Source organism: Shewanella sp. 125m-7 (genome assembly GCF_052977045.1).
This window is the reverse complement of sequence record NZ_JBRILQ010000024.1, coordinates 30,856-51,484: the sequence shown is the minus strand read 5'-3', so window position 1 is coordinate 51,484 and position 20,629 is coordinate 30,856. Positions and strand designations below refer to the sequence as shown.

The following is a 20,629-nucleotide window of genomic DNA, read 5'->3' as shown; positions in this document are numbered from 1 at the left end:
TAGGACGTTGATTACGGCTAACTATGTTAAATGTCGTGGCCAATAAAATGGTATAAAAATATTTATCAATACAGTGCATAGGAAGATATATAGTTAATAGTATTTATTTGGGAAAGAAGCTTATTTATGCTTATCGTTTATGATAATAATCGCCACTTAAGAGTGTTTTTCAACCAGCACAGTCAATCTGAAGCTGCTATTCGAAAAGATATTGCTGAACGTTTGCCTCGCCTCATTATCGAAAATAGTCCTAAGCTTAAATTAGCGAACCCACTTCGCTTTAATCGTTATAAAATTCATGAATATAAAATTGTGGCAGATAAACATTTAACCTGTAGAGTCGCTTACACTTATGAAAATGATACGATAACGATTATTTACATTAGTGAAACTCTGATTAAACGTCAATTCTGTCAATTACTTGCAAATACAGATCTTACTTCTTAAGTATCAAATCAGTTTATCTGAGGAGTACTATTATGCAAATTGTTTTTCATGTTAATCAACCAGAACACTGGAATATGGCACTGAACAATATTCAAAATGTGTTAACTATTGATAGCACAGCATGCATAGAGCTAGTTGTCCATGGTGCTGCAGTTTCTTGTATAACAAAATCAGCAATAGATAAATCTCAACAGCTGGGCATGCTTAACGAACTTCATCGTCATAAGGTTATATTTGCAGTTTGTAACAACACTCTTACAAAAATGAAGATTTCTGAGAAAGAGATTTTTGAACAAGCGATTATTGTTTTAGCGGGTGTTTATGAAATAGCGATTAAACAAAAGCAAGGGTATTGCTACATTAAGCCATAATGAAGACATTTGAGCTTATTGCATTGTCTACACATAGTGTTTGAGTTTTGACCGTTAAATGCCTAATAAAATGGGGGCCTAAGTTATTTACTTAGGCCCCCATTTTTTAGCTTGATATCCTTACAATTTGTTAGGCTGCTTGCACCTGCTTAGCGTACTCAAGTGTGCGTGCCTTTAATTCTTCAGGGTCAAAGTCATCAACATTAATAGACTTCATACGGCCAATTTCAGCGCGTTCAAGTAACGCAATTTCATCTTCGCTTAGTACGCCTAGCGCTTTGCCTTCGGCTGCAATCTTATCTAGCCACATAAAGGGTAGGCGTTTACCTACCGCTTTACAGACTTTGTCGTAGATAGGCTCTGATGCCAAGATATCCTTTAAGGTTTGTTCTTGAATACCTACTGCGTTGTGCTCGCTTGGTGTCCAAAATTGTCCTTTACCTAGACGGTCACGACTTGCACAAGGTGTTTGCATAATTTGGGCTACCTTGTGGTCAAGTACATCACTTGGACGCTTAAGTGGGCGGCCAAATGGGAAGATAACGGCACGTAGTCCGATCCCTAGACCCATAGGGAAATTATCGAGTAACTCATCTAATGAAGACTGTAGCTTGTACAGTGAGTCTTCAACGGCCCATTGTACTAGTGGCAAGTCTTCAGTCAGACGACCTTCATCTTCATAACGCTTAAGCGTTGCTGAAGCGAGATATAGCTGACTCAAAAGATCACCTAGGCGAGCAGAAATTCGTTCTTTACGCTTAAGGTTGCCACCCAGTGTCGCCATCGCAAGATCCGATAGTAATGCTAAGTTTGCACTAAAGCGGTTCATCTGCTGATAGTAACGTTTAGTCTTATCTGAATAAGGCGCGTTAGAGAAGTGGCTTGAAGTTAGACCCATCCATAAACTACGAACTAGGTTGCTGGTGGTAAATCCAATATGACCAAATATAGCCGCATCAAAGTCGCGTAAACCTTTGCTTGCATCAGGATCAAATGCTGATTCCATCTCGGCTAATACATATGGATGACAACGAATCGCGCCTTGACCATAGATGATCATCGAACGGGTAAGGATATTAGCGCCTTCTACGGTTATCGCAATTGGGGCTGCTTGATAACCACGGCCTAAGTAATTGTTTGGGCCTAAGCACACACCTTTACCACCATGAATGTCCATGGCGTCAATTACGCAGCGCTGCATTCTGTCTGTGAGGTGATATTTCACAATGGCTGAGATCACCGATGGCTTTTCGCCAAGATCAATGCCCGTTGTGGTGAGTGAGGTTACGGCATCCATAAGGTAAGCATTACCCCCTATGCGTGCCATTGGCTCTTCGATACCTTCAAGTTTACCAATAGGTAGCTTAAATTGGCGACGAATACGGGCGTATGCACCCGTTGCAAGTGCAGCGGTTTTTATGCCTCCGGCAGAGTTTGACGGTAGGGTAATACCACGACCAACAGATAGGCACTCAACTAACATTCTCCAACCTTGCCCAGCCATTTCAACGCCGCCAATGATGAAGCTAAGTGGTACAAACACTTCGTTACCGTATGTCGGACCATTTTGGAACATACAGTTAAGCGGGAAATGACGACGACCGGTTTCAACGCCTTCAATATCCGTAGGGATAAGGGCGCAGGTAATGCCTAGCTCTTCTTGAGTACCAAGCAGTTGGTCAGGGTCGCGCAGTTTAAATGCAAGGCCAAGTACGGTTGCAACAGGAGCAAGGGTAATATAGCGTTTGTTCCAGGTTAGCTTCATACCTAATATTTCTTCGCCTTCCCATTCACCTTTACAGACAATACCGTAATCAGGAATTGCGCCAGCATCACTACCAGCTTCTGGGCTTGTTAGTGCAAAACAGGGCACTTCTAAGCCTTTAGCAAGACGAGGTAGGTAATGGTCTTGCTGGGCTGCTGTACCATAATGTTGCAATAACTCACCAGGGCCTAATGAGTTAGGTACACCAACGGTTGAGGCTAATTCACTACTAAGACCTGCTAGCTTTTGTAATACGCGTGATTGGGCGTAAGCTGAATACTCTAAACCGCCATACTTTTTCTTAATAATCATCGCAAAGAAGCCATGATCTTTGAGGTATTGCCAAATTTCTTCAGGGAGGTCAGCAAGTTCATGAGAAACCTGATGTTGATTCAACATGCGGCAAACTTCTTCAACAGGGCCATCTAAGAAGGCTTGCTCTTCGGCGCTTAAGCTCGCTTTTGGATAATTGTGTAGCTTGCTCCAGTTAGGCTTACCCGCAAACAGGTCGGCTTCCCACCAGGTCGTGCCCGCTTCAATGGCTTCTTTTTCTGTTGAAGACATCTCAGGCATGATGCCACGATATATCTTAAGTAATGGGCGAGTAATCACATTCTGTCTAAACGAGCTAATATTAAGAGGCAGAGCAATGACAAGAAACACTACCCATAGTAATGGGCTTACACTTGCGGCGCCGGTACTAATTGCTAATACAATTGCGGTGCCTAAGGTGGCGGTGAGTAGAGAGACTCTGAGATAAGCAAAAGCGCCTATGGTCACAATCATCGCCAAGATCCAAAGTAGGGTAGTCACTGTAATTCTCCTTTTATGTGTGACCTATAGCTGATCTAAAGGCACTTTATTTGGGCTTGCCTCACAATTATAGCGTGTGGTCAGACCTGTGTTTCATAAAATTTAAACGTTAGTTAATTTTAATACAAGTTTTTTTCAAACAAATGTTTAAATTATTTGCTGTCGTTAACCATTCCACAATGGCTATCAAGTGGTTAGAATGGAGTGATATAAAGAGGTAGCAGATTTAACAGGATTAAAATTAATGTGCGAGTTACTGGCCATGAGCGCCAATGTGCCGACTGATATTGTATTTAGTTTTACAGGGCTTGCCCAAAGAGGCGGTGTGACAGGGCCACATGTTGATGGCTGGGGTATTACTTTTTACGAGGGTAAAGGTAATCGTACCTTTAAAGATGCACGCCCAAGTAGCGAGTCCCATATCGCTCAGCTCATCAAATCGTATCCGATAAAAAGCGAAGTCGTCGTAAGCCATATTCGCCAAGCTAATCGTGGCTGTGTCTCACTAGAAAATACTCATCCGTTTACGCGTGAACTCTGGGGCCAATATTGGACCTACGCTCACAATGGCCAGCTGAGTGATTATGAGCAAAAATTTGTCTCAAAGCGTTTTACCGCCGTGGGTGATACTGATAGTGAAATGGCTTTTTGCTGGATAATGGACAAAGTCGTAGAGCAGTTTGGCGATAAAGCGCCTAATGATAGACTGGCGGTTTACCATTATATCTCAACCCTTGCCGATGAAATTCGTGCATTAGGGGTGTTTAACATGATCTTAAGTGATGGTGAGCATCTAATGAGTTATTGCAGTAATAACCTCTGCTATATCACTCGACGAGCACCTTTTGGTAAAGCTAAGCTGATAGATACCGATGTGGTGATTGATTTTAATAAGGAAACCACGCCTATCGATGTGGTGACTGTGATTGCAACGCGGCCATTGACGAACAATGAACAGTGGAATGTACTGACTCCTGGTGAGTGGAAGCTGTTTAAAAAGGGGGAGTTAGTCAGTTCGTCACATCATTAAGAGGTTGTAATCAGCATTTTATAGCAATCAGTCTAAAGGTGTGATCGCTTTAGCGAGAGTTTAGCGCTTCAGAGGCAAGGCCATTAATAGCTCATCGGCTCTAGTATCCTGCTTCGCTCTACCTCCTATATCCATATAGTCGTGCATTAATGGCATTTACAACATCCATGTTGCTTGCAACGAGTGAGGAGCATAGTTGTTCTACGTTTAAGCTCCCTCTTGTTCCTTAAGAGTCGCAGCATCGGATGCGCTAAAACTCACCTGCAAGACGTGTTTTGGCTTCCTATTTCGGCGTTGAATGACTTCATAAGGGAACAAGCATTCCATCAGCCGTTCGCCTTGAATTAGCTTACTAAAAGCACTCTGAGTAGATCACTTGCTTATACTGATGGGTATAAGCTTTAACCTTCTTCATTGTTAATATCACCCTCAACTTGAGCCTGTTCAGTTGTGGGCTCTTGGCTTGGCTTTATCGGTTTAAAATGGTAATTAAGCAGCTTAATATCGAGTTGTTTACTGCCTTTTTCAAAATGAGTTAAGCGAATAGGAAGGTAGCTAAGCTCTGGGGCCATCCAAAAAAAAGTTTGGCGTTTTTTACTCTCTCGGATAACTTCAAATTTAATGGTTTGATAACTACCACTGTCGATATTTACGCGTTCTTTGCCTATGATTTTAAAGGCATAATCATCAACTTCACCCTCTTTAACCATGGTGTAGTGCAGCTCATCTTTATGGGCTTCCATGTCCAGTCTAAATTGTAACTGCACCATCAGTGGATCAAACAGCTCGCTGTCGTAAGGGAATTGAGCTCGCTCCTCTTTGTAACGGCTATGGATAACGTTTTGCCCTTTGGCAAAAGCGGCTTGTTCTCTAAAGCTTGGGCCAGTACCCGTGCGCTCAACTGAATAGCGCATAGGTATGAGTTGGTTATTCCCCTCTAAGGTGAATTCACTGCGGATGTGGCGCTGGTCAGATAACATGAGTAAGCCCACATCACTGTCAAAACGGTATTGAAATTGATTGCCATCGGGTGCATCGAGGATATAGCGGGCACGGCCTAGCTCAATACTGCCGTAATTGACTTGGTACTCCGCAGTATGGGGGGTCAATGCAGTGGTATCGGCAAGACTTACGTGACTTGCAAATAATAAGCTGATAGCAAATAGCGCTGATGATATTTTAAACAAAGACAACTCCTTTAAGAGAGAATGATTTTCAGTGCTCTAGCTTTTGATATCGTTTGCTTGTGTAAGCCGCTTAACTTGTCGTTATGTCAACTAAGATAGCTGACAGCCAGCAACTAAAATGGCATTGAGAGCACTAATGTTGCGATATCGGGTTGCCACTCATATTCAGACAACTTAACTTTGCCACGGTTCACTATAATATCTTCACTGCGTAGACGCTGCATCTGTTCGATAAAAGGCGTGCTATGTTCAGCAAAAGAAATTTTACCTTGGCTATTAATCACTCTATACCAGGGCAAGTTTAGCTCATCGGGTGCTGATTTTAGCGCTTTTGATACATAACGAGCGCGGCCGGGTAGTCCTGCTAAATCAGCAATTTTACCGTATGAACACACTTTCCCTTTAGGGATCATAGACACAATATGCCATATTTGCGTCATTGGTGACGGTTTGCTGCTTGGCTGCATGAGTTTGACTTCCTGTTGTTACGGTAAGTTTTAATCTAGATGAGATCAATATTTTAGTCTGAAAGTGTACGTTATCGACCTGCACCAAGTTGCAAGTGTTAACATCTTTGTTTGATGTGTTTTGTCGGTTACTTGATTGTAATATAAGGTAAAAGCTCTTGCTGATAGTTAGCGCTAAAGTAATAATAGCGCTTTTTGACGGTATACATAATGTCAGTTACGGCTTTACGTCCTTTTTTAGGGTCTTTGTTATTCCTTTCCGCGGTGTCGGCCCCTGTATTTGCTAATGACTTTCGACATATTGCAGATCCATTAAATTTAAATGATTCACTATATGTGGGTTTTGATGGTGATGTCTTTAAATTGGGAGGCAGTTTTGCGACTAGCCATCAACAGTTTTCGGCTAATACTAATTTTGACGGCGATAAATGGCATTTAGGTTATTTGTATCGCTCAAATCAGGTGAATCTTAGAGCCTCTGTTGATCATGGTAAAACAGACACCCCACAAGGAAAAGCCAACCATTATCAATATCAACTTGGTTTAATGACCGAGCATCAAGGTTGGTTTCGCACTCAGGTGTTTACTGAGCTAGCAGTAAACCACTTAGCCGTTAAGTCCTATAAAGATAGCACTGCTGCCAATGCTAACATGACAGTACTAAAGCCGATGACTGAACATTGGTATAGTGAGTTTTACCTGCAAGGTAATGCGGGGGTTGATGGCGTAGAGCGCTATGAAGCAAGAAGTTGGCTAGCACTTGGCTATCAAATCAATCCTCAATGGTCTTGGGTGATTCGTTATCAGTATGATTGGGAAAAGCTTGAACGCTTTGAAAGCGAAGACACTCAATGGGTATTTGCAGTGCGCTCTCAATTTTAAATTCTCGACTTTAAACTCTCGATTCTAAACTCTCGATTCTAAACTCTAAATCGTGTGGTAATAAGCGGTCGTGAGGTTAAGGATTACAAGATTAGAATTAAAAAGCCCATGTTGATCGGATTAGATTAACATGGGCTTTTTGTTTGCAAGCCGCTTGTTTGAAGTTTACTTATCGGAAGTTATTGCCGACAGATAATGTAAGTTGCTTAACTGGACTGAGCCGCCTAAGTCGCTTGAGCAATTGGCGTTGCTGTTTCATTTTCAGCTACTGGTGTGGTGCCAAACTTGTGAAATAGCACCAGACCTAGCGCCGTAAGTAAACCTAATGCACCTATGATGTACCACATTAAGTCAGGGCGTCCGGCGCCTTTGGCGACTTCAGAGTATAGATAGCCAGATAGCGGCCCTGCGAGCAAGAAGCCTATCGCTGAAGAGACAAAGTAGTAACCCATGAACATGGCTTTTTTGTCATGTGGAGCAAAGCTTGCCACATACTCTTGGCTTTTCGGTGACGCGACCATTTCGCCAATTGAAAAGACTAGAATTGAGGTCAAAACCATCGCGCCGCCCATAATTGTGCCATGTGCAATACCACCAATCGCAGTACCGATGGCAAGAATAATGGTTCCGCCAACTAGAACGGGTAGTGCTTGGAATCGCTCCACAAACCGGCTGATCATTAACTGCATCAGCACAATTGATAAGAAGTTAAGTCCAATAAGATACTCAGGGTTAATTTGACGGTATTCACTCGCCCAGGTTTGTGCATACTGAGCTGCTAGCGCTGGTGTTTGTGCTATTGCGGCAAAGGCTTGGCTTATCTCTGCACTAGGCACCATTACTTTAGTATGTACCAATTCAAAATAGGCTTGTTTTGCATTGAGCGTACCGCTAGCCATTTCGCTACTTAAACGAATTAATTCTGCTTGTAGTAAGCTGATATCAACAGGAGCAAAAAACTGCTGTAAGTCAGGGTAACCCGCGAGCATTAATACAAGATCTGATGTATCGACAAAGTCTCGAATATAGATGGGCAGAGTAATAAAAATCTGCTGATATACCATCCACATGCCGGATAGAATAAGTAGGTAAATCACAAAAGGTTTGTTACCTAGGCTAATCTTTTGTGCGTACCAAGGTGCTTTTGCTTTAGCTGAGGCGAGTTTGTCCCAGACGATATGTCCTGTAAACCAAGCTGCATAAATGATTAGTGTTGTTTCACCGGTGATCCACTTCGCGCCGTAAGACATTAAGATGATTAAGGTACCAAAGAACAAAATTGCAAAGCGAGCGTTACCAAGAACTTCTTGAATATCTTGGAATACGGCTGTTAGTGGTTTACCTTTTTGTTGATTTTGATCTGTCGGCTCTTTATAGAAAAAGAAAGCAGGAATAAAGTTAACCGCAATCCAGAAAGACGACATGATGAACACCCAGTCCCAACTAATCGCTCTGACGTAACCTGCGATAAATGGGCCTAAGAAACCGCCGATATTAACCATCATATAGAAGATCCCGAAGCCTAAGCCACGGTTAGTGTCATCAGTGGTACGTGCTACGGTCCCAGTCACTACGGGTTTAAAGCAGGCTGCACCGACAGCGACTCCCATAAAAGCAACAAAAAATCCCATAAAGGTATCGACTTGGCCGAGCAGGTAATAGCTTGGGCACATAATCGCGTAGGCGATGAGAAACATTTTCCGGTAACCATAACGGTCGGCAAGCGCACCAGTTAATACAGGGAATAGATAAAGGAAAAACGGGATCATGCCTTGCAATAAACCACGTTCTTGATCGGAAAAGCCTAAGCCACCTTGGTTTTGTGGTGAAGTCATATAAAGAGAAGAGAGGGCGAAAAAACCATACCAGGCTAAGCGTTCAAAGATCTCCATGGTATTGGCGACGAAGAATGTAGGGGGCAGCGCAGTGCGTCCTGCTTGAGTCATATTATAATTCCGTATATTTTATACATTTTAAATTATGCTATCACATGTGACATAAAAGTGGAGTTTATTGTGCAAATTAACGCCTGGTAGGTTCAGTGACTTAGGTTGAAATAGCGCTGAAGGGGGCGTCATTAATCGCATGTGGCGGGCTTTACAGCATAAATAGACTTAAATTAGCGCAGGAGTTGCCTTTGCGATTGATTCGGTCATAATAGCGCGGAATTTTTTAGTTAACATTAGTGTGATAATGATATGGCTGTGCTAGACATTTTAACGATCCCAGATAAACGCCTTAAGCGTAAAGCTGTGCCTGTAACAGATATTGAGTCTGTACAAGGTTTTATTGATGATCTTATTGAGACTATGTACGACACCGAAGATGGTATCGGCCTAGCAGCAACTCAGGTAGGCAGTCTACATGCCATTTTGGTCATCGACTTATCTGAAGAACGTGACCAGCCAATGGTGTTGATTAACCCTGAGATTGTTGAGTCTCGTGGTGCATATCAAGGCGAAGAAGGTTGTTTATCGATCCCGGGTTACCGCGCCAAAGTTAATCGCCATGAAGGGGTTAAGGTGAGTGCGTTGGATCGTGACGGTAAGGTGTTTGAAATTGATACCGATGAATTCTTAGCGATTGTTTTACAGCACGAAATGGATCATCTTAATGGTGTGGTATTTACTGATCACCTCTCTATGCTAAAACAGCAGGTGGCGTTGAAAAAAGTCAAGAAATACAAATAGATAATATATTTGTAAACGCTTGACTAGCTTAGAATAAAATCATAGTAGTAAAAATAAGCGCGTCTCTTATGAGGGGCGCTTTTTTACAGCTCATAGCGGATTAGCGGTTCTGTCACCTGCAACCTTAATGGGTTTGGGGATATACTCATGCCGTTGTTAAATGTAGAGACACTCCATTGCACGTAATATTACTAACCCACGAGCGAGAAGCCAGTCGGCCAACCAATACAGGCAGTATTGCACTTAAACGGTTTCCTGAGCATTGTCAGCGAGTAATGTGGTCTCGAGTAACGCCATCAAGCTTGTTATTGGACAAGTTAGCAGAGCCGGGGACGGCACTGCTATTTCCACAAGCAGAATTTACACCGGCTGATCCAGTGCACGGCTTACAAGGTGGACCACTAAAAACCGCTAAGCTTGATGAAGGCCAAGTACAAGATAGCAATAATAAAGTGTCTAACATCAGTGAAGAGCCAAGGGGCAGTCATCCTCATTACGGCGACTTATGCACAAATGATGTAACGTCATTACCTAAGACCTTGGTGATCTTAGATGCAACCTGGCAAGAAGCGCGTAAAATGTTGCGCCAAAGCCCGTATCTTAAAGCCGCTAATACATACTCCTTAACCAATACCCCTGAGTCACAGTTTACTCTCAGACGTAATCAGGTTGAAGGGGGCTTGTGTACACTGGAGTGTATCATTGAGCTTTTTAAACAAGCAGACATGCATGATGAAGCGCAGGTGTTAATTAGCGAATTGACTGATTTTTGCCATTAGTCTCTATTGAGCAATAGGCCTAAGCCATAATGAAATCAGCAATAATAAAGGCGCATAAAGCGCCTTATATTATATAAGTTTGTTGTACAGGATAATATCTATCGTATTGATACAAATCATATATTTAGTACGATTTGGATAATAATTTAAGCAATTAAATAACAGTCAGATAGATACATAAGAAGTGAGACACCGCGCCACCTAATACAAATAAGTGCCAGATAGCGTGATTAAAAGGAATGCGTTTGGCCACATAAAAAATCACGCCTAAGCTATAAAAGAGTCCGCCGATTATCAACAGGTTAAAACCTAGAGCAGACATATTGGCGATTAACTCTTGCATCACAGTCACACACAGCCAGCCCATCACTAGGTATAAAATTAAACTGAATGCTTTAAAGCGGCCAATAAACAAGGTTTTAAATAAAATACCGCCAATAGCCAGTGACCAGATAGCTATTAACACCCAGTTAGCGCCGCTGCCATTTAGCGTGATGAGCATTAACGGCGTATAGGTACCGGCGATTAACAGGTAGATAGCGCAGTGATCTGCAATCTTAAGCTTATGCTTTAAAAGCGGTGAGGTGGCGCTGTGATAAAGCGTTGAGCACAAAAAGAGCAAAATAATACTGCAGCAGTAAACGACCACGCCTGTTAACTGAATAATACTTAAGTGATCATAGCCTTTAAGCAGACATAAAATCAGTCCAACGATCCCGGCAAGCACGCCTATACCGTGGCTAAGGCTATTGGCACGCTCTTCATTAGCACAATAACTAGCAGAGGTTATTTGCTTATTTGTCTGCTTATTTTTTGGCTTAGAGCCTTGATTGTCTGAAGCTGTCGCTTGTTCTACTGGCATCATATAAAAGACTTCTGGTTTGACCACAATTAGCGTCAGTGTAACATTTATGATTTGAAAAGCCACAATTTAAGCGCACACGTGTACGCTTAACTTTGTACTCAGATTTAACTCTCTAGACTTTAGATTCAATATCGGTCTTAGCCCTGAACCTGAGATAAACAAATAGCTCAGCTGCATATATTTAACCAAGCAGAATTAATTGAAAAGGATTTACCTGTAACTTAAAAGGCTGAAGGATTAAATTACAAGCATGAAATAGTGTTGAACCAATAAAATCATTTTTGCTCTAAGCTGTTGTCACTATAGAAAGAATGTTCAATCAAGCTAAACAGTTAGGATGAAGCAATTGAGATTAGTAGGAAAATCGATGGCGATGCGTGAGCAGAATGTCGAAGTGGACATAAGCTTTACGGCTGACAAAAAAAAGGGGCCGGATCTGAGCCTCACTTTTGTCTCACTCGATTGTCACTCAAAGCTTGAAGCAAACTTATTAAGTGAAATGAGCCAAGTCGCTAACAATAATAATGGCCATAGACACAAGACTGGATTTAATACCTTGCTTGTCATCACCAGCGTAGTCTTGTTGCACCTTATCGCTATCATTGTGATTAATCATTTATGGACTCGCGTAATACCGATAGCGAAAAAGGTAGCGGCTCCTAAAATTCAATCCTATCTGTACCAAATACCTAAAAATGCCTCTGAGCAAGTAATGCAAGTTGGTAGTCACATTGATAGTCAAGCGAAAGTCGCACAAACGGTAAATCAGCAAGAAAATAAAGCGACTGCGGCCATTGTGCAGCCAGAGCCCAAATTGGTACCTGAAAACGCTAATCAGGCAACCGAGCAAGTTAAGTCGGCCGTAATGGCACCGCCAGTCTCCAGTCCAAGTCAGAAAATGAGTCAAGAGCTAATTCAAAAATCAGGGAAGGAATTAGGTCAAAAAGCAAATCGTTCAAGTCAATTTACTCAGTCTTATTTAGCAAAACAAAGGGCCAATGAACTCGATGCTCTCGTTATAAACAGTGCTAATCAATACACGAGAAAACGCTCCTTAAGTGAGATGGATGCAGACATGCAAGAGTTAGTTTTTCTAGAGGTCGAAACGTACAGCAAGGTGAGCATCACAGATCACAGGTTAGACCCAAACCGCATCGTTAGGCAGGGGGATACTTGTTACCGAATTGTCAAAGTACCAACGCAAATTAACCCTCATGCAGAAAACCTAGGTTACCCCTTTAATTGTGGTGGCGACAAGATTAAAAAAGCCATTAATGATGTAATATCTGCTCGGCTAGAAAAGCGCATGGTGAGTAAAAACCGCTAAGTTTTTAGTTGATAAAAATTCATCTGCTTTTATGTTTTAATATGGATTTTGATTTAAATCTAAATATTACAAATGGTTACGATTCTAATTCTTTGTATGATCATCCTAGGCGAATATCTGCTTTAGCACTTGTATCTAACAAGTGGATAAGACTATACTGCCAGCTCATCTTGTCGGAGTGCCATATGGCTGAGACCGTTAATTCGGGATCCGTTGAACCTGATCAGGCTAGAACCTGCGAAGGAAACAAGCGAAATAACTGCAGAAAGTGGTGTTTAAATACACGCTCAAGCAGTATTTCGAAGGTTACGTGTAACTGGCGTTTATTGCCGAGTTATACGTTCAACTTTTCACATTCTCATTTTCTCCTGGCAAGCAACTTCATTTCTTTCTAAAAGTGAGTTTGCTAATGTCAAATCGTCGCGAAACCCGAGCTCAAGCTCAACAATTTATTGATAATTTAAAGCCGCTGCAACACCCCAATTCTGAGAAAATTTACCTACAAGGCAGTCGAGCCGATCTAAAAGTGGGTATGCGTCAAATCCACCAAGCAGATACCCTGATTGGTGGCAATGAAACTAATCCTGTTTTTGAAGCGAATCCACCGTTAAAGGTTTATGACTGTGCCGGTGCTTACTCCGATCCTGATGCCAATATTGATGTGCGCAAAGGGCTTGATAAATTTCGTGATAACTGGATTGAAGAGCGTGGTGATACCGAGCAACTTGCAAGTGTTAGCTCTGGCTTTACCCAGCAACGTTTAGCCGATGACGGATTAGATCATTTACGATTTGAGTCATTATTACCGCCGCGCCGAGCTAAAACAGGTAAGCGAGTCACTCAACTGCATTATGCTCGTCAGGGCATTATCACGCCTGAGATGGAATACATTGCTATACGTGAAAACATGGCAATGGCAGAGGTGATAGACCCTATCTTGATCCAAAAAGACAAAGGCGAAAGCTTTGGGGCTGTGATTGGTGAGCCGATAACCGCTGAGTTTGTAAGGCAAGAGATTGCTCGCGGCCGCGCCATCATCCCGCTCAACATTAACCATCCTGAAGCAGAGCCAATGATTATTGGCCGTAATTTCTTAGTCAAAGTGAATGCCAATATTGGTAACTCAGCGGTGACATCGTCGATTGAAGAAGAAGTTGAAAAACTAGTATGGTCGACCCGTTGGGGTGCCGATACTGTGATGGACTTGTCTACCGGGCGTTATATTCATGAAACCCGCGAATGGATTATTCGAAACTCCCCCGTGCCAATTGGTACCGTGCCTATCTATCAAGCGCTAGAAAAAGTGAATGGCGTTGCAGAAGACCTTAACTGGGAAACCTTCCGTGATACCTTGATTGAGCAGGCCGAGCAGGGGGTTGACTACTTTACTATTCATGCTGGTGTGTTACTGCGTTACGTGCCAATGACGGCCAAACGGTTAACCGGTATCGTTTCTCGCGGTGGCTCAATCATGGCTAAGTGGTGTTTATCGCACCATAAAGAAAACTTCCTCTATGAACATTTCAAAGAGATCTGTGAGATCTGCGCCGCATACGATGTATCACTGTCTCTTGGTGATGGTATGCGCCCAGGCTCCATTGCTGATGCCAACGACGAAGCGCAATTTTCAGAGCTTGAAACCTTAGGTGAGTTGGTAAAAGTTGCATGGCAATATGATGTTCAGACCATTATCGAAGGGCCTGGCCATATTCCAATGAATCTCATCAAGGAGAACATGGATAAGCAGCTTGAGGTGTGTGATGAAGCGCCATTTTACACGTTAGGCCCACAAACAACGGATATAGCACCGGGTTACGATCATTTCACCTCAGGCATTGGTGCGGCCATGATTGCTTGGTATGGCTGCGCCATGTTGTGTTATGTCACGCCTAAAGAGCATTTGGGTCTGCCGAACAAAAAAGATGTTAAGCAAGGTTTGATAGCCTACAAGATTGCAGCTCATGCGGGTGACGTTGCTAAAGGGCACCCCAGTGCGCAAATACGCGATAATGCACTCTCTAAGGCGCGTTTTGAATTTCGCTGGGAGGATCAATATAACCTAGGCCTTGATCCAGACACCGCCCGTGCTTATCACGATGAGTCTTTGCCACAAGAGTCTGCCAAAGTCGCCCACTTTTGCTCTATGTGTGGTCCTAAATTCTGCTCAATGAAGATCACTCAAGAGGTGCGTGACTACGCTGCCGCTCAAGAGCGTGAGGAGCAAGCCAAAAGTATCGAAATAAAGTCTGCTGCACAGTACCGAGCCTACGATAGTGAGCCAGCAAAAGACATAGCCGCTCAGCGTGAACAAGGCATGGCGCAAATGTCCGCTGAGTTTAAAGCCAAAGGCGCAGAGCTATACCATGAAGCCGCTGATAAGCAACGTTATCCAGTATTAGAGGATTAATCATGGCAAAGGCACAAACATTGCCCATGACTCGTCCAATAGTGTGGACGATAGCGGGCTCTGATAGTGGCGGCGGTGCAGGTATACAAGCCGACCTGGCCACAATGTCAGATCTAGACACCCATGCCTGTAGTGTGATTTCTGCATTAACAGCGCAAAACTCTGTAAGCGTGTCACTGGTTGAGTCAGTATCGAAGCACATGTTGCTGTCTCAGCTAAATACTTTAGCGGCAGACTTGCCGCCAGCAGCCATTAAAATAGGCTTGCTGGCAGAGCAGTCTCAAATAGAGGTATTAGCGAAATGGTTGTTCGATCAGCAAGCATTATGGCTTAACACCAGCAACAAGGTGCCCGTGATCCTCGACCCTGTCATGGTAGCAACCTGCGGTGATTCATTGGCCAATGGTCAAGGTTTAGATTTTACGCCGTTTAAAGGGTTACTGACCTTAATCACCCCCAATGTTAGCGAGCTTGAAGTGTTAGCGGGCGAGCCGTTGCATGGCGTTGATACCTGTGTGGCCGCGGCCAAAAAACTGGCTGAAAAACTCGCTACATCGGTGTTGGCTAAAGGCGGCGATAAAGGCCCAAGCTGGTGTCAGCATCAAGCTAATGATTTACTGGTGTGCCGCGATGTCGATGGCATATCGGCTATACATCAGCAGCAAAGCTTTTGGCTATCGAGCCAAAGGGTTGCGAGTCATAATAATCACGGCACAGGCTGCACGTTATCTTCGGCGATTGCGGCTGTTATGGCTCACGGTTTTGTGCTCAATGATGCGGTTGTTGTAGCCAAAGCCTATGTCAATGCAGGCCTTAGGGGCAGTTATCAACCAGGTGGTGGACCCGGTTGCTTAGGCAGAACTGCTTGGCCGAAGGATTTGCGCTTATTCCCTTATATCAAGCAAGTGACAGCTGATGATCTGCAGCCCAGAGTATTAACCGCGAGCTCTTTAGCAGCAAGCTCTTTTAGTGACGTTCGAGCCGATTTAATAGAAACAGGATTTAAAAAGATTGAGCAAGCTCTTGGGGTTTACCCAGTTGTTGCTGATGTTGAACTACTTGAGAGACTCTTAAAAGCTGGCGCTAAAACCATACAGCTGCGGGTAAAAGACCCACAAGACCCAGCATTAGAGCAGCAGATCATTCAAGCGATAGCGCTAGGTCGTGATTATCAAGCGCAGGTGTTTATTAACGACTACTGGCAACTTGCGATAAAACATCAAGCTTATGGCGTGCATCTTGGTCAAGAAGACTTGATTGAGAGCAACTTGGCGCAGTTAAGCGAGGTTGATATCGCGCTGGGGCTGTCGAGCCATAGTTACTTTGAAATATTACTCGCTGATCAAATTAAGCCGTCGTATATCGCTTTTGGTCATATATTCCCGACAACCACTAAAGTCATGCCGTCGGCTCCTCAAGGGGTCGCAAAACTCACACGCTATGTCTCGCTGATGAAAGGGGAACTGCCTATTGTTGCCATTGGTGGTATTGATGCTGCGCGCCTTGCAAGTGTGAAAGCGACGGGCGTGGATGATATTGCTGTGGTGCGAGCATTAACTGAGGCAGGCGATCCTACTGCAGCATATAAAATGTTAGCGCAAGCATGGCTTGAGGAGGCGTAAACATGGCACTCAGTGATAGCGATTTTCTACGTTATTCGCGCCAAGTGTTGCTGCCCGAAGTGGGTGAGCAAGGGCAAATTTTGCTGGCTAAAAGCCATGTGGCTGTGATTGGTGTTGGTGGGTTAGGTAACTTGGTTGCCCAATATCTGGCAGCAGCTGGCGTAGGCAAAATTACGCTGGTGGACGGTGATGACATCGAGGTGTCAAACCTGCCACGGCAGCTGTTATTTACAGATGTTGAACTGGGTCGAAATAAAGCGCTGGTTGCTCAGGAAAAGCTGGGCTTGGCCTATACACAATCTCAGTTATATGCAGTGCCAGCGTATTTGACCACAGGCAATATTCAGCAGTTGTTAGCTGTTAATCAGGCTGAATATGATCTGCTACTCGATTGCAGTGACAACTTTGAAACCCGCCACTTGGTTAATCAATTCGCCATTGCTAATCGATGGCCGTTAGTGTCGGGCTCTGCTGCTCATTTTCAAGGGCAATTACTGTGTGTGGATCAGTCATCAGAGCCTCTTTGCGGTTGTTATCATTGTTTGTTTCCTGCCGATATGCAGGTTAACCAGAGCTGTCAAACGGTCGGGGTGCTAGGTCCAATGGTTGGCACTATAGCCTCGATGCAAGCCTTAATGGCTTTGCAGCAGTTATTAGGTGACAGAAACTCAGTGGGTAAACTTTTTCGCTTTGACGGCAAGCTCTTTAGTTGGCGAGAGATCAGGCTTGCACGCAATAAACACTGCCCAGTATGCAACCCTGTTAATGATTATCTGTTAACTAACACGGCACTGCCCGTTAAAAAAATAAACGCAAGCGTTAAGCTTGTGGAGACAAATTATGCAGCAAGATAATGACTTAGAAATAGCCACGACAAAACGCATTTCTATCTACATCAATGATGAAGTTAAAGAGATCTATGCTCACTCGACACTGCAGTGTGTGATTGAAGCGTATTGCGTGACAAGAGGTGTTGATATAAAGGCGATTGCCGCAGCAGTTAACCGTGAGTTAGCGCCGCGTGATAACTGGCAAACAACGCCTTGCAAGACAGATGACAAGCTTGAGCTCTTTTCAGTTGTGGCCGGAGGTTAATATGTTAACGATTGCAGAACATCAATTTGAGTCACGATTATTTACTGGTACAGGGAAGTTTGCTGCGCCAGAGACAATGTTAGCCGCAATTCAAGCATCACAATCTCAGTTGGTGACATTAGCCGTTAAAAGGCTAGATTGGAATCGCGGTAGCGACAATATTTTAAAACCCTTGTTAGGCAGAGGTGTAAAATTGCTGCCCAATACTGCTGGCGCCCGCAATGTAAAAGAAGCCATTTTTGCAGCTCATCTAGCGCGCGAAATGTTAGGAACTAACTGGATTAAGCTTGAGATCCACCCAGACCCTAAATATTTAATGCCAGATCCTATTGAAACCTTAGAAGCGGCGCGGATTTTATGTGAACAAGGTTATGTGGTTTTACCCTATGTTCATGCAGATCCAGTGCTTTGTCGACGTTTAGAGGAGGTGGGCTGCGCTGCAGTGATGCCACTGGGTAGCCCAATAGGTTCAAATCAAGGACTAGCCACTGAAACCTTTTTGAAGATCATTATTGAGCAGGCGAATGTGCCTGTCATCATTGATGCTGGAATTGGCGCCCCATCACAAGCAACCCATGCGATGGAGCTAGGCGCCGATGCAGTGCTCGTTAATACCGCCATAGCCAGCAGTTCTGATCCTGTTGCCATGGGGCGCTGCTTTGCACAAGCGGTCAATACCGGACGGCAAGCCTATATGGCCGGGCTCGGCGCAGTTAGCCATCAAGCCCACCACACCAGTCCGTTAACGGGTTTTTTAAATGAATAACCAATCTCAGCAATGGCAAGCGAGTCAAAACGATAACCCAAAAACAAGTTTTGTTGATGTGTTTAAAAAGCTGTCTCGCTCAGAGCTTAAGCTTAAGATTTATTCGCAAACATCACAAGATGTAGAGCGTGCGTTGCGGCACTCTGCGGGTAATTTAGATAGCTTGTTAGCGTTATTATCGCCAGCTGCTGAGCCATATCTTGAGCAGATGGCACAGCAATCGGCAGCTCTGACTCGGCAGCGTTTTGGTGCCAGTATCGGTATGTATATTCCACTATATTTATCTAATCTCTGCGCCAATGAATGTGATTACTGTGGCTTTACCATGAGCAACAAAATTAAGCGCAAGACCTTGTCTAATGATGAAGTGTCAGCTGAGATGGCTCTAATTAAAACGATGGATTACGACTCTATTTTACTGGTATCGGGTGAGCACGAAACTAAAGTAGGGCTAGATTACTTTAAACAAGTTTTGCCTTTGGTTCGTGAGCAATTTAGCCAGGTTGCCATGGAAGTACAGCCGCTTGAGGAGCAAGATTACCGAGAGTTAGTGAGCGAGGGGCTTGATGCGGTGATGGTGTATCAAGAAACGTATAACCCTGTGATTTATGCCGAGCATCATACTCGAGGAAAAAAGAAGGACTTTGTGTACAGGCTTGAATCACCCGATAGAGTCGCGCGGGCCGGCGTTGATAAAATCGGCTTAGGTGTGTTGTTGGGTTTAGATGATTGGCGTTTGGATGCACTATTAATGGGGTATCACCTCGATTATCTAGAGAAAACCTATTGGCGAAGTCGCTACAGTATTTCATTGCCGAGGCTGAGGCCTTGCACAGGCGGGGTGCTACCAAAAGTTGAGCTGACAGATAAAGGTTTAGTGCAAATGATCTGTGCGTTTAGATTGTTCAACCAACAGCTAGAGATTAGCCTGTCTACTCGGGAAACTCCTGAGCTAAGAAACAATTTGTTTGCGTTAGGCGTGACCAATGTCAGTGCCGGTAGCTCGACCCAACCAGGCGGTTATGTTGAGCCCAATACTGAACTGGATCAGTTTGAAATAAGCGATGAACGGACGCCGCAAGTGGTCGCAGAAGCTATGTTAACGCGTGGACTCAATCCTGTTTGGAAAGACTGGGAAGCAGGCTGGTGATGCCTGTGTATTACAAGCTACAAGCAGTATAAAACCCTTGAGCTGAGTGGTCATCAAGTTAAGCTCGATTACCATAGTTTATCGGGAACATTGAGAGTGAGTAGCGAAGGCAATATCGTGTTTAAAAAGTCGTTATGGCTGCCTTATAAGCGCTACTCCCTGACTATTGCTAAGCAAAGGTATCAGATTAAAGCATTACTTTTTCCGATTAATAAAATCGGTGTGTATCAAGATAAGCAGGTAATTTGCAGGGATCTATTTCCTAAGTTAAAACGTTATATACCTTTACCTTTAGTAGTATTAAACGGCTCGCTATGATTTTTGCCTATGCATTGAGCTGAGCTTAGATTAACTCTGTCGGCTTATGCGTAATCTATTAATTTAAACATAATCAGTGTGTTGTGGTGTGCTTTTGTACACTGGCTACCACTATACTTGCATTGCAGAGACTGTAAATAGAGCTTTTCTCCAGTGAAATACATCACTAGCCACTTAGTGTGGCTTATTCAATGTTTTATTATGTAGAGAGTTATTTATAGATGCTTTTTAAGTATCTCATATACACTCGATGGCGTAATCGGTTTGGCCATATAACCGTCAGCACCGATACGCAGTGCAAGGCTTTCATCAGATTGCTCTGAAAGGGCACTGACAATGATTACTGGCAACTTAGCAGTTTGTGGATCTTCTTTTAAATCCTTAAGTACTTGATAGCCGTTTTTCCCCGGCATCATGATATCTAAAAAGATAATATCCGGATGCTGGATTTTGGCGAGATCTATAACGTCAGTACCAGAGTTAACGGTTGTGACTTGGTAGTCATCGCCTAGAATCGATAATAAAAGGCTTGAACAGACAGGATCATCATCTACGACCAGTATTCTCGCTTTATTCATTTAGGCATCTCCTCGCAAGATAGCGCTATTTGTAACTTCTGTAATTTATGTGATAACTGTATCATTTTAC

General features: G+C 43.5%; 19 protein-coding genes and 1 riboswitch. Of the genes, 13 read left to right on the top strand and 6 right to left on the bottom strand.

The features are described 5' to 3' along the window. The first annotated feature begins 126 nt into the window (after nucleotides 1-126). Both ACVBIL_RS12380 and ACVBIL_RS12375 read left to right on the top strand, forming a co-directional pair. Nucleotides 127-447 (top strand): hypothetical protein, encoded by a 321-nt coding sequence (locus tag ACVBIL_RS12380; protein ID WP_447167278.1) that lies wholly within the window; start codon nucleotides 127-129, stop codon nucleotides 445-447. Between the two features lie 32 nt (nucleotides 448-479). Then, nucleotides 480-818, top strand: coding sequence for a DsrE family protein (locus tag ACVBIL_RS12375; RefSeq protein ID WP_447167277.1), 339 nt, complete (start codon nucleotides 480-482; stop codon nucleotides 816-818). 130 nt (nucleotides 819-948) lie between these two features. On the opposite strand, the gene fadE is transcribed toward ACVBIL_RS12375, so the two are convergent. After that, nucleotides 949-3,396: an acyl-CoA dehydrogenase FadE gene (gene fadE / locus ACVBIL_RS12370; RefSeq protein WP_447167276.1), complete on the bottom strand. Its 2,448-nt coding sequence runs from the start codon at nucleotides 3,394-3,396 to the stop codon at nucleotides 949-951. Between the two features lie 244 nt (nucleotides 3,397-3,640). Here fadE and ACVBIL_RS12365 point away from each other — a divergent pair, with 244 nt between their 5' ends. Further along, on the top strand, nucleotides 3,641-4,426 hold the full coding sequence (locus ACVBIL_RS12365; RefSeq protein WP_447167275.1) for a class II glutamine amidotransferase: 786 nt from the start codon (nucleotides 3,641-3,643) through the stop codon (nucleotides 4,424-4,426). Nucleotides 4,427-4,827: 401 nt separating this feature from the next. Here the strand turns inward: ACVBIL_RS12365 and ACVBIL_RS12360 are convergent, their stop codons facing one another. Next, nucleotides 4,828-5,613, bottom strand: a complete 786-nt coding sequence (locus tag ACVBIL_RS12360; protein ID WP_447167274.1) for a DUF3108 domain-containing protein — start codon at nucleotides 5,611-5,613, stop codon at nucleotides 4,828-4,830. 113 nt (nucleotides 5,614-5,726) lie between these two features. Beyond that, nucleotides 5,727-6,080: an MGMT family protein gene (locus ACVBIL_RS12355; RefSeq protein ID WP_447167273.1), complete on the bottom strand. Its 354-nt coding sequence runs from the start codon at nucleotides 6,078-6,080 to the stop codon at nucleotides 5,727-5,729. Nucleotides 6,081-6,290: 210 nt separating this feature from the next. Here ACVBIL_RS12355 and ACVBIL_RS12350 point away from each other — a divergent pair, with 210 nt between their 5' ends. After that, nucleotides 6,291-6,962, top strand: coding sequence for a hypothetical protein (locus ACVBIL_RS12350; protein ID WP_447167272.1), 672 nt, complete (start codon nucleotides 6,291-6,293; stop codon nucleotides 6,960-6,962). Nucleotides 6,963-7,186: 224 nt separating this feature from the next. On the opposite strand, the gene ACVBIL_RS12345 is transcribed toward ACVBIL_RS12350, so the two are convergent. Beyond that, a complete protein-coding gene (locus ACVBIL_RS12345) occupies nucleotides 7,187-8,908 on the bottom strand; it encodes an MFS transporter (RefSeq protein ID WP_447167271.1) in 1,722 nt (573 codons plus the stop codon). Between the two features lie 252 nt (nucleotides 8,909-9,160). On the opposite strand from ACVBIL_RS12345, the gene def reads away from it, so the two are divergent. Both def and ACVBIL_RS12335 read left to right on the top strand, forming a co-directional pair. Continuing rightward, nucleotides 9,161-9,652 (top strand): peptide deformylase, encoded by a 492-nt coding sequence (gene def, locus ACVBIL_RS12340; RefSeq protein ID WP_447167270.1) that lies wholly within the window; start codon nucleotides 9,161-9,163, stop codon nucleotides 9,650-9,652. Between the two features lie 176 nt (nucleotides 9,653-9,828). Continuing rightward, nucleotides 9,829-10,431 carry a DTW domain-containing protein gene (locus ACVBIL_RS12335; RefSeq protein WP_447167269.1) on the top strand — a complete coding sequence of 201 codons (603 nt, stop codon included), beginning with the start codon at nucleotides 9,829-9,831 and terminating at the stop codon, nucleotides 10,429-10,431. A gap of 154 nt (nucleotides 10,432-10,585) precedes the next feature. Here ACVBIL_RS12335 and trhA read toward each other — a convergent pair whose 3' ends face one another. After that, nucleotides 10,586-11,296: a PAQR family membrane homeostasis protein TrhA gene (gene trhA / locus ACVBIL_RS12330; RefSeq protein WP_447167268.1), complete on the bottom strand. Its 711-nt coding sequence runs from the start codon at nucleotides 11,294-11,296 to the stop codon at nucleotides 10,586-10,588. Nucleotides 11,297-11,642: 346 nt separating this feature from the next. Here trhA and ACVBIL_RS12325 point away from each other — a divergent pair, with 346 nt between their 5' ends. The 7 genes from ACVBIL_RS12325 (at nucleotide 11,643) to thiH (ending at nucleotide 19,663) form a co-directional block, all read left to right on the top strand. Continuing rightward, nucleotides 11,643-12,623, top strand: coding sequence for a hypothetical protein (locus ACVBIL_RS12325; RefSeq protein ID WP_447167267.1), 981 nt, complete (start codon nucleotides 11,643-11,645; stop codon nucleotides 12,621-12,623). Nucleotides 12,624-12,787: 164 nt separating this feature from the next. Then, a riboswitch (TPP riboswitch) is annotated at nucleotides 12,788-12,886 on the top strand. 146 nt (nucleotides 12,887-13,032) lie between these two features. After that, on the top strand, nucleotides 13,033-15,030 hold the full coding sequence (gene thiC, locus ACVBIL_RS12320) for a phosphomethylpyrimidine synthase ThiC (protein WP_447167266.1): 1,998 nt from the start codon (nucleotides 13,033-13,035) through the stop codon (nucleotides 15,028-15,030). Between the two features lie 2 nt (nucleotides 15,031-15,032). Then, complete coding sequence (gene thiE, locus ACVBIL_RS12315; protein WP_447167265.1) at nucleotides 15,033-16,652, top strand: thiamine phosphate synthase; 1,620 nt, start codon at nucleotides 15,033-15,035, stop codon at nucleotides 16,650-16,652. A gap of 2 nt (nucleotides 16,653-16,654) precedes the next feature. Further along, on the top strand, nucleotides 16,655-17,506 hold the full coding sequence (locus ACVBIL_RS12310; RefSeq protein ID WP_447167264.1) for a HesA/MoeB/ThiF family protein: 852 nt from the start codon (nucleotides 16,655-16,657) through the stop codon (nucleotides 17,504-17,506). Next, the gene (thiS, locus tag ACVBIL_RS12305; RefSeq protein ID WP_447167263.1) at nucleotides 17,493-17,747 is read left to right on the top strand and encodes a sulfur carrier protein ThiS; all 255 of its coding nucleotides are present in this window, start codon (nucleotides 17,493-17,495) and stop codon (nucleotides 17,745-17,747) included. The genes ACVBIL_RS12310 and thiS overlap by 14 nt, the downstream gene beginning before the upstream one ends. Before the next feature lies 1 nt (nucleotide 17,748). Then, nucleotides 17,749-18,513: a thiazole synthase gene (locus ACVBIL_RS12300; protein ID WP_447167262.1), complete on the top strand. Its 765-nt coding sequence runs from the start codon at nucleotides 17,749-17,751 to the stop codon at nucleotides 18,511-18,513. Continuing rightward, nucleotides 18,506-19,663 (top strand): 2-iminoacetate synthase ThiH, encoded by a 1,158-nt coding sequence (gene thiH / locus ACVBIL_RS12295; RefSeq protein WP_447167261.1) that lies wholly within the window; start codon nucleotides 18,506-18,508, stop codon nucleotides 19,661-19,663. Before ACVBIL_RS12300 ends, thiH begins: the two co-directional genes overlap by 8 nt. 533 nt (nucleotides 19,664-20,196) lie before the next feature. Here the strand turns inward: thiH and ACVBIL_RS12290 are convergent. Next, on the bottom strand, nucleotides 20,197-20,559 hold the full coding sequence (locus ACVBIL_RS12290) for a response regulator (protein ID WP_447167260.1): 363 nt from the start codon (nucleotides 20,557-20,559) through the stop codon (nucleotides 20,197-20,199). Nucleotides 20,560-20,629: the final 70 nt, after the last annotated feature.